The 15,943-nt window shown below is 60.1% G+C and carries 10 protein-coding genes; 9 read left to right on the forward strand and 1 reads right to left on the reverse strand.

The window, feature by feature from the left end:
- Positions 1-215: 215 nt before the first annotated feature.
- On the reverse strand, positions 216-2,657 hold the full coding sequence (locus tag KGB03_RS15350) for a penicillin-binding protein 1A (protein ID WP_411740342.1): 2,442 nt from the start codon (positions 2,655-2,657) through the stop codon (positions 216-218).
- A gap of 219 nt (positions 2,658-2,876) precedes the next feature.
- On the opposite strand from KGB03_RS15350, the gene KGB03_RS15355 reads away from it, so the two are divergent.
- From KGB03_RS15355 to gltB, 9 genes are all read left to right on the forward strand, one after another.
- A complete protein-coding gene (locus tag KGB03_RS15355) occupies positions 2,877-3,941 on the forward strand; it encodes a pilus assembly protein PilM (RefSeq protein WP_223527467.1) in 1,065 nt (354 codons plus the stop codon).
- Positions 3,941-4,507, forward strand: coding sequence for a PilN domain-containing protein (locus KGB03_RS15360; protein WP_008149563.1), 567 nt, complete (start codon positions 3,941-3,943; stop codon positions 4,505-4,507). The genes KGB03_RS15355 and KGB03_RS15360 overlap by 1 nt, the downstream gene beginning before the upstream one ends.
- Entirely contained in the window at positions 4,504-5,127 is a 624-nt protein-coding gene (gene pilO / locus KGB03_RS15365; RefSeq protein WP_192409902.1) for a type 4a pilus biogenesis protein PilO, read from the forward strand. The genes KGB03_RS15360 and pilO overlap by 4 nt, the downstream gene beginning before the upstream one ends.
- Positions 5,124-5,651 carry a pilus assembly protein PilP gene (locus tag KGB03_RS15370; protein ID WP_111449367.1) on the forward strand — a complete coding sequence of 176 codons (528 nt, stop codon included), beginning with the start codon at positions 5,124-5,126 and terminating at the stop codon, positions 5,649-5,651. Before pilO ends, KGB03_RS15370 begins: the two co-directional genes overlap by 4 nt.
- A gap of 13 nt (positions 5,652-5,664) precedes the next feature.
- The gene (pilQ, locus tag KGB03_RS15375; protein ID WP_223527469.1) at positions 5,665-7,755 is read left to right on the forward strand and encodes a type IV pilus secretin PilQ; all 2,091 of its coding nucleotides are present in this window, start codon (positions 5,665-5,667) and stop codon (positions 7,753-7,755) included.
- Positions 7,756-7,759: 4 nt separating this feature from the next.
- Positions 7,760-8,278, forward strand: a complete 519-nt coding sequence (aroK, locus tag KGB03_RS15380; protein WP_010464421.1) for a shikimate kinase AroK — start codon at positions 7,760-7,762, stop codon at positions 8,276-8,278.
- 151 nt (positions 8,279-8,429) lie between these two features.
- Entirely contained in the window at positions 8,430-9,530 is a 1,101-nt protein-coding gene (aroB, locus tag KGB03_RS15385; protein ID WP_111449365.1) for a 3-dehydroquinate synthase, read from the forward strand.
- Positions 9,531-9,540: 10 nt separating this feature from the next.
- Entirely contained in the window at positions 9,541-11,136 is a 1,596-nt protein-coding gene (locus KGB03_RS15390; protein WP_111449364.1) for an AAA family ATPase, read from the forward strand.
- 350 nt (positions 11,137-11,486) lie between these two features.
- Positions 11,487-15,932, forward strand: coding sequence for a glutamate synthase large subunit (gene gltB / locus KGB03_RS15395; protein ID WP_223527471.1), 4,446 nt, complete (start codon positions 11,487-11,489; stop codon positions 15,930-15,932).
- Positions 15,933-15,943 lie beyond the last annotated feature (11 nt).

The raw sequence follows: 15,943 nt of genomic DNA on the forward strand, positions 1-15,943 counted from the left end.
TATCGGCGCTTGGGTGAAAGGAGGAGGGGCGAAATCTCCCACGGTCTGTACTGCGTCAACAGTCGGAATCGAGCCTTGTCCCTCCTCCTCCCTTCAAGTCCTACCATACAAGCGAGCCTGCTCGCGAAGAGGCCATCACAGGCGGTGTAGAAATTACAGATACAAAAAAACCCCGCTCCTCTTTCGAAGGCGGGGCTTTTTGCAGCGTCAGGCGATCAGAACAAATCGATCGGTGCCGCTTCATCCGCAGGCAGTGGGCTGCCCGGCGCAGTGCCGTTGCCCAGCTCGTTCGCCGACGGTGGCGTGTCTTCGGCCTTGAACAGTTCGAAGTAGGCGCCTGGTGTGCCTGGGGTGGCTGCACGGCCGCTGATCGGGTCGACTCGCAGGCTGAGAATGCCTTCCGGCTCTGGCTGCGTATGGGGCGGCAGGCCTTTGAGTGCGGCGCCCATGTAGTTCATCCAGATCGGCAGGGCGACGGTACCGCCGAACTCCTTGCGACCCAGGCTTTCAGGCTGGTCGAAACCGGTCCAGACAGTGGTCACATAATCGGCGTTGTACCCGGAGAACCAGGCGTCCTTGGACTCGTTGGTGGTACCGGTCTTGCCCGCAATGTCGCTGCGGCCCAAGGCCAGGGCGCGGCGACCGGTGCCGAGTTTGATGACGTCCTCGAGCATGCTGTTGAGGATGAAAGTGGTGCGACCATCGATGATGCGCTCGGCCACGGCCGGTGTTTGTGGCGCTGGCTGGGCAGTCAGGGCTTCGCCCGGGGTTGCGTTGACGGTGAAGGCGCTGGCCGCGACAGGAGCGGCGATGCCGTCAGTGGCGACGTTGCCTTTCGGGACGCTCGACGGGTTGGCGACAAACAGCGTGTCGCCATTGCGGCTTTCGATTCTATCGATGATGTAGGGGGTGATCTTGTAGCCGCCGTTGGCGAAGGTGCTCCAGCCGGTGGCGATTTCCATTGGCGTCAGCGTCGCGGTGCCCAGGGCCAGCGACAGGTTGCGCGGCAGGTCCTGCTTGTTGAAGCCGAACTTGCTGATGTAGTCGATGGTGCGATCAACGCCCAGCGCCTGCACCAGACGGATCGACACCAGGTTGCGCGACTTGTACAGCCCTTCGCGCAGACGGATCGGACCGAGGAAGGTGTTGGTGTCGTTCTTCGGCCGCCAGACCTTGTCCAGGTATTCGTCGACGAACACGATCGGTGCGTCGTTCACCAGGCTGGCGGCGGTGTAGCCGTTATCCAGTGCGGCGCTGTAGACGAACGGTTTGAAGCTCGAGCCCGGCTGACGCTTGGCCTGCAGGGCGCGGTTGTAATTGCTCTGCTCAAAGGCGAAGCCACCGACCAGGGAGCGAATGGCACCGTTCTGCGGATCGAGGGAAACCAGCGCGCCCTGAGCCTGCGGGATCTGGCTGAATTTCAGCGAGTTGTCCGGCTGGCGCTGCACACGAATCAGGTCGCCGACCTGCGCAACGTCCGAAGGCTGCTTCGGATTGGCGCCCATGCTGTTGGTGTTCAGGAACGGACGCGCCCATTTCATGCTGTCCCAGCCGACGTGTTCGTCACCGGTACGGGTCATCACTTGCAGGCCGGTCTTGTCGACCTGGGTGACGATGGCAGGTTCAAGGCTGCTGATGGTGCGCTGCTTGGTCAGCTCGATTGTCCAGGCCTCGCGAGTCTTGCCCGGCAGGCGCGACTCCGGTCCGCGATAACCATGACGCTGGTCGTAGGTCATCAACCCTTCGTGGACTGCGGTGTTGGCCATTTCCTGCAGGTTGCTCGGCACCGTGGTGGTGACGCGGAAACCCTCGGTATAGGCGTCGCTGCCATAACGGCCGACCATTTCGGCGCGGGCCATTTCAGCGATGTACGGTGCGTTCACTTCCGGGGTCGGCACGTGATAACTGGCGTTCAGCGGCTCGTTGATCGCGGTGGTGTAGTCGGCTTCGGTGATTTTGCCGAGCTTGTACATGCGCCCAAGGATCCAGTCGCGACGTTCCTTGCTGCGGGCCGGATTGGCCAGCGGGTTGAAGCGCGAAGGGGCTTTCGGCAGGCCGGCGATCATCGCCATCTGCGCCAGGCTGACATCACGAATCGACTTGCCGTAGTAAACCTGCGCGGCGGCCTCGATGCCGTAGGCGCGGTTGCCCAGATAGATCTTGTTGACGTACAACTCAAGAATCTCGTCCTTGGTCAGCTGCCGTTCAATCTGCAGGGCCAGGAGAATTTCGGTGGTTTTGCGCGAGAAGCTGCGTTCGCTGGTCAGGAAGAAGTTCTTCGCCACCTGCATCGTGATGGTGCTGCCGCCGGACTGAATGTGTCCGCTTTTTACCAATTGGGTGGCCGCGCGCATCAGGCTGCTGGGGTCGACACCGTAGTGATTGGCGAAGTTGTCATCTTCAGCACTTAGTAACGCATTAATGAAATTGGGGGGAATGTCGGCGAACCGGATCGGTGTGCGGCGCATTTCGCCAAATTCTGCGATCAGCTTGTTGTCGCTGCTGTAGACCCGCAAAGGAATCTGCAACTGGATGCTTCTCAGAGCCTCCACGGATGGTAAACCCGGACTAAGGTAGAGAAAGGCGCCGCTAAGACCGAGGAGCAGTCCGCAGAAAACGGCGACGATGGACCATCCGAAAAATTTCAGCAGACGAATCAAGGCTTTTGGACATCCAGGGCAAAGAATGAATTAGGCATCAGGGTTCAGATAAACAGGGAACGACCCGCGCTTGAAGTAAAAACCGGAAAAAAAACGCTGGGCATTATAAGCATTTTTCCGCCGAGGGCGTCATTTGCGCTGCTGTCAAGACGGGTGGTTTGAACGCAACTGATATTACAGAGTCCGTAAGACACGGATAGTCATAGGGAATTGGTAGTGCTAGGACTCTTTAATAAAAAGGCCAATACGCTTCTGGGGATCGACATCAGCTCCACATCGGTCAAGCTTCTGGAGCTAAGCCGCCAAGGCGACCGTTATCGGGTCGAGGCCTATGCGGTGGAACCTTTACCCACTAACGCTGTGGTCGAGAAAAATATCGCCGAGCTCGAAGGCGTAGGGCAGGCACTCGCGCGCGTGCTGCTCAAGGCCAGGACCAACCTCAAGAACGTCGCCGTGGCCGTGGCCGGTTCGGCGGTGATTACCAAGACCATCGAGATGGACGCCGGTCTTTCCGACGATGAAATGGAAAACCAGCTGAAGATCGAGGCCGATCAATACATCCCTTATCCATTGGACGAAGTGGCCATCGACTTTGAGGTCCAGGGCGTTTCTGCGCGCAACCCCGAGCGAGTCAACGTGCTGCTGGCGGCCTGTCGCAAGGAAAACGTCGAAGTCCGGGAAGCGGCCCTGGCCCTGGCCGGTCTGACAGCCCGCGTGGTCGACGTCGAGGCTTATGCGCTGGAGCGTTCCTACGGATTGCTGGCGAGCCAGCTGGCTGCCTCTCAAGAACGTCTGACGGTAGCGGTAATCGATATCGGCGCCACCATGACCACTCTGAGCGTGCTGCATCAGGGGCGGATCATCTACACCCGCGAGCAATTGTTCGGTGGTCGTCAATTGACGGAGGAAATCCAGCGACGTTATGGCCTGACCATTGAGCAGGCGGGGCTGGCGAAGAAGCAGGGTGGTTTGCCGGACGATTACGTCAGTGAGGTGCTGCAGCCGTTTCGCGATGCGCTGGTGCAGCAGGTGTCGCGCTCGTTGCAGTTTTTCTTCGCCTCCGGTCAGTACAACTCGGTTGATCACATTCTGTTGGCCGGCGGTACCGCATCGGTCCCAGGGCTGGACCGGTTGATCGAGCAACGATTGGGAACGCCGACGCAAGTGGCCAATCCCTTCTCCGACATGACCCTGAGCAGCAAGGTCAACGCCGGTGCCCTGGCCAGCGATGCGCCGGCACTGATGATCGCCTGCGGGCTGGCCCTCAGGAGTTTCGACTGATGGCGCGGATCAATCTTTTACCCTGGCGTGAAGAGCTGCGTGAAGCGCGCCGCAAACGCTTTTTGCTGACACTGGTCGGTGTGATGGTGGGGGCCGTGGGCGCGGTGTTGATCGCGAACCAGGCCATCAGTGGCGCTATCGATCGGCAAGTGGCTCGTAACGATTACATCGGCAAACAGATTGCCGTGGTCGACGAGCGGATTAAACAGATCAGCGATTTGAAGGCCCGTCGCCAGCAATTGGTCGAGCGCATGCGCATCATCCAGGACCTGCAAGGCAACCGGCCGATCAGCGGGCGTATTTTCGATCAACTGGCGCGGACGCTGCCTGACGGCGTGTATTTCACTGAGGTGAAAATGGCCGGCAAGTCCTTGTCCATCACGGGTGCGGCGGAGTCCAACAATCGTGTGTCAGACCTGATGCGCAATCTGGATGCGTCCGACTGGTTTGATGCGCCCAGCCTCACGGAAGTCAAAGCGACGACCGCCGGTCAGCTGGATCAGGCCAACGTCTTTCAGCTGACCGTTCGTCAGGCTCAGCCCGCCGCTACGGAGGGCGGCAAATGAGGCTGTCTGACTGGTTCGAAGGCCTGCGCAAGATCGACATCAATGACCTGGACACCAATAACATGGGTTCCTGGCCGCCAGCCATCAAGGCACTGGCGGGTATCCTGCTCATGATTCTGGTGTTTTCACTGGGCTACAGTTTTTCCATCAGCGACCTTCAGAGCCAGCTCGAACTCAAGCGCGAGGAAGAGTCGACCCTCAAGGAGCAATTCGCCGACAAAGCCCATATGGCGGCGAATCTGGAGCTGTATACGCAGCAGATGAAGGAAATGGAGAACTCCTTTGGCGTGCTGCTGCGGCAATTGCCCAGTGACACCGAAGTGCCCGGCCTGCTGGAGGACATCACGCGCACCGGCCTGGGCAGTGGCCTGGAGTTCGAAGAGATCAAACTGCTGCCGGAGAACACGCAGCAGTTCTACATCGAACTGCCGATCCAGATCACCGTCACCGGTGCCTACCATGACCTGGCCACCTTCGTCAGCGGCGTCGCCGGGCTGCCACGGATTGTCACCCTGCATGACTTCGACCTTGCGCCGGCCAACCCGGAAGGTGGTCCGAAGTTGCGCATGAGCATCCTCGCCAAGACCTACCGCTACAACGACAAGGGGCTGCAAAAATGAGCCCGACTCGTTGTTTTTCGATGGTTGTGTTGGTCGCCAGCCTGGCTGGTTGCGGCAGCGACAATGACTTCAGCGACCTGGACGCGTACATGAACGAAATGCGTTTGCGTGCGCCCGGCAAGATTGAACCAACGCCGACATTTCGGTCTTACCCAACATTCACCTACAGCGCCGCCAACCTGCGAAGCCCGTTTTCCCGGCAGATCAGAGTTGATCTGGCCGGCCAGAAACACGGCTCGCGCAACGTCAAACCTGACCCGAACCGGGTCAAACAGTACCTCGAAGGTTTCAACATCGAGCAGTTTGAAATGGTCGGAACGATCGCCAATGCGACCGGCTCCTTTGCGCTGCTGCGCGGGGCGGGCGGGGTACATCGGTTGAAAGTCGGCGATTACCTGGGGCGTAACGATGGGCGGATCGTCGCCATCAGTAGCTCGCAGGTCGATGTGGTCGAAATCGTTCCCGACGGCGAAGGCGCCTGGCTGGAGCGGCCGCGGACCATCCCTTTGAAAGAGCACTCATAGTGGAACTCGAAAAATGAACAGGATTTTCTCAACCTTCGGTATTTCGCTATGGATAGCGTTGCTGTCGCCGATGGTGCTAGCGGCCAACCTCAAAGCGCTGGATGTTGCGGCGCTGCCGGGGGGCCGCGTCGAGTTGAAGTTGTCGTTCGATGAGCCGCCACCGTCGCCTCACGGTTACACCACGGAATCGCCTGCACGGATTGCGCTGGATCTGCCTGGCGTTGTCAGTCAGCTAAAAAGCAAAAGTCGTGAGCTGGGTGGCGGAAATGCCCGCAGCGCTACAGTGGTGCAAGCCAAGGATCGTACGCGGCTGATCATCAATCTGACCCAGTTGACGCCATACAACGCACGGGTCGAAGGCAACACGCTGTTCGTGGTGGTCGGGCAAGGCGCCAACAAAACGGTCTCCAGCCCGGCGCCCAAAACCCCGCGCACAGCGACTGCAACGCCAGCCCCGGCGAAAGCCTATGCGCCCGTAGGCAAGGCTATCCGGGGGGTGGATTTCCAGCGCGGCACCCAGGGCGAAGGCAATGTGGTCATCGATCTGTCGGATCCTTCCATCGCCCCGGACATTCAGGAGCGCGACGGCAAGATCATCCTCGGTTTCCCCAAGACCCAATTGCCTGAACCGTTGCGTGTGCGTCTGGACGTCAAGGATTTCGCCACCCCGGTGCAGTTCGTCAACGCCAGCGCCACGGGTGATCGGGCCACGATCAGCATTGAACCCAGCGGCGCCTTCGATTATTCGACTTACCAGACCGACAACAAGCTGACTGTCAGCATCCGGCCGATGACTGTCGATGACTTGCAGAAACGCAACACCGAGCGTTTCGCCTACACCGGTGAAAAGCTCTCGCTGAATTTCCAGGACATCGATGTGCGTTCGGTGCTGCAACTGATCGCCGATTTCACCAACCTCAATCTGGTGGCCAGCGACACGGTGCAGGGCGGCATCACGCTGCGTTTGCAGAACGTGCCGTGGGATCAGGCGCTGGATCTGGTGTTGAAAACCAAGGGCCTGGATAAGCGCAAGATCGGTAATGTTTTGTTGGTGGCGCCGGCCGATGAAATCTCCGCCCGGGAGCGCCAGGAGCTGGAGTCACAGAAGCAAATCGCCGACCTGGCCCCCCTGCGTCGCGAGCTGTTGCAGGTCAACTACGCCAAAGCTGCCGATATCGCCAAGCTGTTCCAGTCGGTGACCAGTGCCGAGGCAAAAGCCGACGAGCGGGGCTCGATCACGGTGGATGAGCGGACCAACAACATCATTGCCTACCAGACCCAGGATCGCCTCGATGAACTGCGCCGTATCGTCGCGCAACTGGATATTCCGGTGCGTCAGGTGATGATCGAGGCGCGCATCGTCGAAGCCAACGTCGACTATGACAAAAGCCTCGGCGTGCGCTGGGGTGGATCGATCCAGAACAAGGGCAACTGGAACACCTCAGGCGTCAGCAATAATGGGGCGAATGCTTCATCGACCATCGGTACGCCTGGCAGCACCAGCACCAACTCGCCGTTCGTCGACCTGGGCGCCGCCGGCAACACCTCGGGGCTCGGCATCGCTTTCATCACCGACAATGTGCTGCTGGATCTTGAGCTGACGGCCATGGAAAAAACCGGCAACGGCGAAATCGTCTCGCAGCCCAAGGTGGTCACCTCGGACAAGGAAACCGCGAAAATCCTCAAGGGCACGGAGATTCCCTATCAGGAAGCCAGCTCCAGCGGCGCTACCTCGGTGTCGTTCAAGGAGGCCTCGCTGTCTCTGGAAGTGACGCCGCAGATCACTCCGGACAACCGGATCATCATGGAGGTCAAGGTCACCAAGGACGAACCGGACTACCTGAACAAGGTGCAGGATGTGCCGCCGATCAAGAAAAACGAGGTCAATGCCAAGGTCCTGGTCAACGACGGCGAGACCATCGTGATTGGCGGGGTTTTCTCAAATACTCAGAGCAAGGTTGTAGATAAGGTGCCATTTCTCGGTGATGTGCCGTATCTTGGCCGCCTTTTCCGGCGTGACGTGGTTTCGGAGAAAAAATCCGAGCTGCTGGTATTTCTCACTCCGCGTATCATGAATAACCAGGCGATTGCTGTGAGTCATTGATTCTGTGCGAAATTTGATTCTTGTTGGACCGATGGGGGCTGGAAAAAGCACCATCGGCCGGTTGCTGGCCAAAGAGCTGCGCCTGCCGTTCAAAGATTCCGATAAGGAAATTGAATTGCGCACGGGCGCCAATATCCCGTGGATTTTCGATAAGGAAGGCGAGCCGGGCTTTCGTGACCGCGAGCAGGCGATGATCGCCGAGCTGTGTGGGTGCGACGGCGTGGTGCTGGCGACCGGTGGCGGCGCGGTGATGCGCGAGGCCAATCGCCGGGCGCTGCACGCCGGCGGGCGGGTGGTTTATCTGCATGCGTCTGTCGAGCAGCAGGTGGGCCGCACGTCCCGCGATCGCAATCGACCCCTGTTGCGTACCGCCGATCCGGCCAAGACCCTTCGGGATCTGCTGGCGATCCGCGATCCGCTTTATCGGGAAATCGCCGATCTGGTGGTGGAAACCGATGAGCGGCCGCCGCGAATGGTGGTGCTCGATATTCTCGAACGCTTGCAGCAGCTACCTCCCCGTTAAAGCGCAGCGCGAAATGCGCTATCCTCGGCGTCCTGTCATGGCCGCTCAAGGTTGTGGCAGATGGCTACCGAGCGGCGTCATACCAGCAGACGCCGTGGACATTCGTTAACTCAAGGCAGGACGCCTGATTCCATCTTCACTGTGGGGACACATGCAGACACTCAAGGTCGATCTAGGCGAGCGCAGCTACCCGATTCATATTGGCGAAGGTTTGTTGGATCAGCCTGAGCTGCTGGCCCCGCACATCCGCGGACGGCAAGTGGCGATCATCTCCAACGAGACCGTTGCGCCGCTCTATCTCGAGCGTCTGACCCGCAGCCTCGCACAGTTCTCGGTGGTTTCCGTGGTGCTGCCGGACGGCGAAGCGTTCAAGACCTGGGAAACCCTGCAACTGATTTTCGATGGTCTGCTGACCGCGCGGCACGACCGCCGTACCACGGTCATCGCCCTCGGTGGCGGCGTGATTGGTGACATGGCCGGTTTTGCTGCCGCCTGCTACCAGCGTGGTGTCGATTTCATCCAGATTCCGACCACGCTGCTGTCGCAAGTCGACTCTTCGGTGGGCGGCAAGACCGGGATCAACCATCCGCTGGGCAAGAACATGGTTGGCGCTTTCTATCAGCCGAACGTGGTGCTGATTGATACCGCGACCCTCAATACCCTGCCGGCCCGCGAACTCTCCGCCGGGCTTGCTGAAGTCATCAAATACGGGCTGATCTGCGACGAGCCGTTTCTGACCTGGCTCGAAGAAAACGTTGATCGCCTGCGTGCTCTGGATCAAGTAGCTCTGACTTACGCCATCGAGCGCTCTTGCGCGGCCAAGGCTGCGGTGGTCGGTGCCGACGAACGGGAGACCGGTGTTCGCGCCACGCTTAACCTGGGTCATACCTTCGGCCACGCCATCGAAACCCACATGGGCTATGGTGTCTGGCTACATGGTGAGGCGGTCGCTGCTGGCACCGTAATGGCCTTGGAAATGTCCGCGCGCCTGGGCTGGATCAGCGAGCAAGAGCGCGATCGCGGCATTCGTCTGTTCCAGCGTGCCGGCCTCCCGGTTATCCCGCCTGAAGAGATGACTGAAGCCGATTTTCTCGAACACATGGCAATTGACAAGAAAGTGATCGACGGTCGTTTGCGCCTGGTGCTGCTGCGCCACATGGGCGAAGCGGTGGTGACCGACGATTATCCGAAAGAGGTTTTACAGGCCACGCTGGGAGCGGATTACCGCGCTCTGGCTCAGCTTAAAGGTTAATAAGATCCCGATGACTAGTTTGCACGCCGACGAGGCTTTCCTCGGCCATTACCAGTTGAGTCATGACCCTTTTTCTCCACGGGTGCCTGGCTTCAAATTCTTCCCGGCCCAGCGCAAACCGGTGCTGGGGCAACTGCATCACCTGGCACGCTACAGTCAGTTGTTGCTGGTCGTCACCGGCCCGCAAGGCAGTGGCAAGACGCTGTTGCGTCAGGCCCTGGTGGCCAGCACCAACAAACAGTCGGTGCAGAGCGTGGTTGTTTCCGCCCGTGGCGCCGGTGACGCGGCCGGCGTGCTGCGTCAGGTGGCTCAGGCGCTGAACGTCGCCCAGGCCGAGATCGGCGCGATTCTGGCTCAAGTGGTGCAACTTGCACTGACGGGGCAGGAAGTCTATCTGCTGGTGGATGACGCCGAGCAACTCGACGAGTCCGCGCTGGAAGCCTTGCTGGCCCTGGCCGCCGGTGCACCGGAAGGTCGCCCGCATGTGTTCCTGTTCGGCGAGTCGTCGTTGATTGCTCAACTGGATGCGCTGAGCCTCGAGGAAGAGCGTTTCCACGTCATCGAATTGCAGCCTTACACCGAAGAAGAAACCCGCGAATATCTGGACCAGCGACTCGAAGGCGCCGGCCGGGGTATCGAACTTTTCACCGCAGATCAGATCTCTGATATTCACGAAAGCTCCGACGGTTGGCCTGGCACCATCAACCAGGTTGCCCGCGATGCGATGATCGAAGCCATGATTGCCAGCCGCTCAGCGGTGAAGCGTCCAAGTATGGGGTTCAACATGCCGAAGAAACACGTATTGGCGATTTCCGCTGTTGTCGTGGTTGCGGTAGCCGCCGCCTGGTTGATGCCGGGTCGCAGCAAAGCACCGACCACTGGCGCACCTGCCAACGAACAGGCGCAACTGCCGCTCGGTCAGGGCACGCCACAACCTAACAGCGGCGGCGCGCCTGCCGTCGAATTCGCCGGTAACTCGCAACCGATGCCATTGCCGCTGGTCGGCAACTCGCAGCCGGTCATGCGCGGTCCGCTGGCCGAAGCCGCCGGTGGCATCACCGAAGGCGATGACGGTGTGCCGGTCGAAGGCTCGAGCGCTACGCCGCCGACCGTGACTACCACAGCGCCGCCTGCGGGCGTCCAGCCTGGCCCGGCACCGACACCTGCCGCCAAGCCTGTGCCTGCGCCGACTCAGGTCGCGACGGCCAAGCCAGTCCCGGTTGCGCCTGCCGTGAAGCCGGCTCCAGTGCCAGCCAAACCAGCCGCTGCTGCTGCTGCCAAGCCTGTCGAGAAACCAGCCACCGTGGCCAAGGCCGCTGGCGGCACCTGGTACTCAGCGCAAGCGCCGGGTAACTACGTGGTGCAGATCCTCGGCACCAGCTCCGAAGCGGCCGCGCAATCCTTCGTCAAGGAGCAGGGCGGCGAGTACCGTTATTTCAAGAAAGTCCTCAACGGCAAGCCGCTTTACGTCATCACTTACGGTAGCTTCGCCAACCGCGATGCAGCCGTTACCGCCATCAAGGCCTTGCCAGCGAAGGTTCAGGCTGGTAAACCTTGGCCTCGCACTGTCGCCAGCGTCCAACAGGAACTGGCAACAACTCGCTGAAGATTCGGCGGCCTTACCCAGGTCGCCTCTCCAAGCACCTCAAAATTTCTGCAAGTGCGCGCCGCCTCTACAGGCCGCGTGCCTTGTGGTGTCTGCGTCACAGTAGTCTTTGAGTCGTTGCGGTCAAAATTAAAAAAGTTTTGACTAGCACAGCATATCGCTTTAAACCTTTCACAAATGCGACATAGATTTGCGACAGTTCGTCGTCAAATTTGTGAGCCTCCGTGTCGGTGTGTACAATGACCTCCCTTTTGCCCCCGCAAAGCTGGCGTACGTTCGGCGTGAATGGCAAGTGGTTGAATTGAAAAGAAATTTGCCTCGACAAGAGGCAGCCTGGTGAGAAAGTGTCTATGAAAGCAGGTCTGTACCAACCAGATGAATTCAAGGATAACTGCGGTTTCGGCCTGATAGCCCATATGCAGGGCGAGCCCAGTCATACCCTTTTGCAAACGGCCATCGAGGCCCTGACCTGCATGACCCACCGCGGTGGGATCAACGCCGACGGCAAGACCGGTGACGGTTGCGGTCTGCTGATTCAAAAGCCGGATGTGTTCCTGCGAGCCATCGCCCAGGAAACCTTCGGCGTCGAACTGCCCAAGCAATATGCAGTGGGCATGGTCTTCTTCAACCAGGACCCGGTCAAAGCCGAAGCCGCTCGCGAGAACATGAACCGCGAGATCCTCGCTGCTGGCCTGACCCTCGTCGGCTGGCGCAAAGTGCCGATCGACACCAGCGTCCTCGGTCGCCTGGCCCTTGAGCGCCTGCCGCAGATTGAACAAGTGTTCATCGCCGGCGATGGCCTGAGCGATCAGGACATGGCCGTCAAGCTGTTCACCTCCCGTCGTCGCTCGTCCGTGGCCAACGCCGCCGACGCCGATCACTACGTCTGCAGCTTTTCGCACAAGACCATCATTTATAAAGGCCTGATGATGCCGGCGGATTTGACCGCCTTCTATCCAGACCTCAGCGACCAGCGCCTGCAGACCTCGATTTGCGTGTTCCACCAGCGCTTCTCGACCAACACCCTGCCGAAATGGCCGCTGGCTCAGCCGTTCCGTTTCCTCGCCCACAACGGCGAAATCAACACCATCACCGGTAACCGCAACTGGGCCGTGGCCCGTCGCACCAAGTTCACCAATGACCTGATGGACCTGGAAGAACTCGGCCCGCTGGTCAACCGTGTCGGTTCCGACTCCTCCAGCATGGACAACATGCTTGAGCTTATGGTCACCGGTGGCATCGACCTGTTCCGTGGCGTGCGGATGATCATTCCGCCTGCGTGGCAGAACGTCGAAACCATGGACCCGGACCTGCGTGCATTCTACGAATACAACTCCATGCACATGGAACCGTGGGACGGCCCGGCCGGCGTGGTAATGACCGACGGTCGTTACGCGGTGTGCCTGCTCGACCGTAACGGTCTGCGTCCGGCGCGTTGGGTCACCACCAAAAACGGCTTTATTACCCTGGCCTCGGAAATCGGTGTCTGGAACTACCAGCCTGAAGACGTGATCGCCAAGGGCCGCGTTGGCCCGGGTCAGATCTTCGCCGTGGACACCGAAACCGGCCAGATCCTCGACACCGACGCCATCGACAACCGCTTGAAGTCGCGTCATCCGTACAAGCAATGGCTGCGCAAGAATGCCCTGCGCATCCAGGCGACCATGGAAGACAACGACCACGGTTCGGCGTTCTACGACGTCGACCAGCTCAAGCAGTACATGAAGATGTACCAGGTCACTTTCGAAGAACGTGATCAGGTGCTGCGTCCGCTCGGCGAGCAAGGCTACGAAGCCGTCGGCTCGATGGGCGACGATACGCCGATGGCCGTGCTGTCCCAGCGCGTGCGCACGCCGTACGACTATTTCCGCCAGCAGTTCGCGCAGGTCACCAACCCGCCGATCGACCCGCTGCGTGAAGCCATCGTCATGTCGCTGGAGATCTGCCTCGGTGCCGAGCGCAACATCTTCCAGGAGTCGCCGGAACACGCCTCGCGTGTGATCCTCAGCTCGCCGGTCATTTCTCCGGCCAAGTGGCGCTCGCTGATGAACCTCGATCGTCCGGGCTTCGAGCGCGCGATCATCGACCTCAACTACGACGAAAGCGTCGGCCTCGAAGCGGCGATCCGCAACGTTGCCGATCAGGCTGAAGAAGCCGTGCGCTCCGGTCGCACCCAGGTCGTGCTGAGTGACCGTCACATTGCCCCGGGCAAATTGCCGATCCACGCTTCCCTGGCCACCGGCGCGGTGCACCACCGCTTGACCGAAAAAGGCCTGCGTTGCGACTCCAACATCCTCGTGGAAACCGCGACGGCTCGCGATCCGCATCACTTCGCCGTGTTGATCGGTTTTGGTGCCTCGGCGGTCTATCCGTTCCTGGCCTACGAAGTGCTGGGCGACCTGATCCGTACCGGTGAAGTGCTGGGCGACCTCTATGAGGTGTTCAAGAACTACCGCAAAGGCATCACCAAAGGTCTGCTGAAGATCCTGTCGAAGATGGGTATCTCGACCATCACGTCGTATCGCGGCGCGCAATTGTTCGAAGCCATCGGCCTGTCCGAAGAAGTCTGCGAGCTGAGCTTCCGTGGCGTACCGAGCCGCATCAAAGGTGCGCGTTTCGTCGACATCGAAGCCGAGCAGAAAGCCCTGGCTGCCGAAGCCTGGAGCCCGCGCAAGCCGATCCAGCAGGGTGGTTTGCTGAAGTTCGTCCACGGTGGCGAATATCACGCGTACAACCCTGACGTGGTCAACACCCTGCAAGCCGCTGTGCAGCAGGGCGACTACAGCAAGTTCAAGGAATACACGGCGCTGGTGGACAACCGTCCGGTGTCGATGATCCGTGACATGTTCAAGGTCAAAACCCTGGACACGCCGCTGGACATCAGCGAGATCGAACCGCTGGAATCGGTGCTCAAGCGCTTTGACTCCGCGGGCATCTCCCTTGGCGCCTTGTCGCCGGAAGCTCACGAAGCCCTCGCCGAAGCGATGAACCGCCTCGGTGCGCGTTCCAACTCCGGCGAAGGCGGCGAAGACCCGGCGCGTTACGGCACCATCAAGAGCTCGAAAATCAAACAGGTCGCGACTGGCCGTTTCGGTGTGACCCCGGAGTACCTGGTCAACGCTGAAGTGCTGCAGATCAAAGTCGCTCAGGGCGCCAAGCCCGGCGAAGGTGGTCAGCTGCCAGGCGGCAAGGTCAACGGTCTGATCGCCAAGCTGCGTTACGCAGTGCCGGGCGTGACCCTGATCTCGCCTCCACCGCACCACGACATCTATTCGATCGAAGATTTGTCGCAGCTGATTTTCGACCTGAAACAGGTCAACCCGAAGGCCCTGGTCTCGGTGAAGCTGGTTGCAGAAGCGGGCGTCGGCACCATCGCTGCCGGTGTGGCCAAGGCCTACGCGGACTTGATCACCATCTCCGGCTACGACGGTGGCACCGGTGCATCGCCGCTGACCTCGATCAAATACGCGGGCGCTCCGTGGGAACTAGGCCTGGCCGAAACTCACCAGACCCTGCGCGGCAACGACCTGCGCGGCAAAGTGCGGGTACAAACCGACGGCGGCCTGAAAACCGGCCTCGACGTGATCAAGGCAGCGATCCTCGGCGCTGAAAGCTTCGGCTTCGGCACCGCGCCAATGATCGCGCTGGGCTGCAAATACCTGCGTATCTGCCACCTGAACAACTGCGCCACCGGCGTCGCGACTCAGAACGAGAAGCTGCGCAAGGATCATTACATCGGGACCGTCGACATGGTGGTGAATTTCTTCACCTACGTCGCCGAGGAAACCCGTGAGTGGCTGGCCAAACTGGGCGTGCGCTCCCTCGAAGAGCTGATCGGTCGTACCGATCTGCTGGACATCCTCGAAGGCCAGACCGCCAAGCAGCAACACCTGGACCTGACGCCATTGCTCGGCAGCGATCACATCCCGACAGACAAGCCTCAGTTCTGCCAGGTCGATCGCAACCCACCGTTCGACAAAGGCCTGCTGGCCGAGAAAATGGTCGACATGGCTACCTCGGCCATCAACGACATGAGCGGCGCTGATTTCGCGCTGGATATCTGCAACTGCGACCGTTCGATCGGCGCGCGGATCTCCGGTGAAATCGCTCGCAAGCATGGCAACCAAGGCATGGCGAACGCACCGATCACCTTCCGCTTCAAAGGGACGGCTGGTCAGAGCTTCGGTGTGTGGAACGCCGGCGGCCTGAACATGTACCTGGAAGGCGACGCCAACGACTACGTCGGCAAAGGCATGACCGGCGGCAAACTGGTCATCGTTCCGCCGAAGGGTAGCGTCTACAAGACTCAGGACAGTGCCATCATCGGCAACACCTGCCTGTACGGCGCCACTGGCGGCAAGCTGTTCGCCGCCGGTACCGCGGGCGAGCGTTTCGCCGTGCGTAACTCCGGTGCTCACACCGTGGTGGAAGGCACGGGCGATCACTGCTGCGAGTACATGACCGGCGGTTTCGTCTGCGTATTGGGCAAGACCGGTTACAACTTCGGCTCAGGCATGACCGGCGGTTTCGCCTACGTGCTCGACCAGGACAACTCCTTCGTTGACCGGGTCAACCACGAACTGGTGGAAATTCAGCGGATCAGCGGTGAGGCGATGGAAGCCTATCGCAGCCACCTGCAACGCGTGCTGAACGAATACGTCGAGGAAACCGACAGCGAGTGGGGTCGTAACCTCGCTGAAAACCTCGATGATTATCTGCGTCGTTTCTGGCTGGTCAAGCCCAAGGCTGCCAACCTGAAATCGTTGCTTTCCAGCACCCGTGCCAACCCGCAGTGATATGCGCCTGA

It is taken from the genome of Pseudomonas sp. BF-B-26 (assembly GCF_019956495.1).
Taxonomy (GTDB): Bacteria; Pseudomonadota; Gammaproteobacteria; order Pseudomonadales; family Pseudomonadaceae; genus Aquipseudomonas.

What these genes read in the sequence shown, in the direction of transcription:
- KGB03_RS15360 (WP_008149563.1), top strand. Translation starts at nt 3,941, where the DNA reads ATGGCGCGGATCAATCTTTTACCCTGGCGTGAAGAGCTGCGTGAAGCG.
- pilO (WP_192409902.1), top strand. Translation starts at nt 4,504, where the DNA reads ATGAGGCTGTCTGACTGGTTCGAAGGCCTGCGCAAGATCGACATCAAT.
- KGB03_RS15370 (WP_111449367.1), top strand. Translation starts at nt 5,124, where the DNA reads ATGAGCCCGACTCGTTGTTTTTCGATGGTTGTGTTGGTCGCCAGCCTG.
- pilQ (WP_223527469.1), top strand. Translation starts at nt 5,665, where the DNA reads ATGAACAGGATTTTCTCAACCTTCGGTATTTCGCTATGGATAGCGTTG.
- aroB (WP_111449365.1), top strand. Translation starts at nt 8,430, where the DNA reads ATGCAGACACTCAAGGTCGATCTAGGCGAGCGCAGCTACCCGATTCAT.
- KGB03_RS15390 (WP_111449364.1), top strand. Translation starts at nt 9,541, where the DNA reads ATGACTAGTTTGCACGCCGACGAGGCTTTCCTCGGCCATTACCAGTTG.
- gltB (WP_223527471.1), top strand. Translation starts at nt 11,487, where the DNA reads ATGAAAGCAGGTCTGTACCAACCAGATGAATTCAAGGATAACTGCGGT.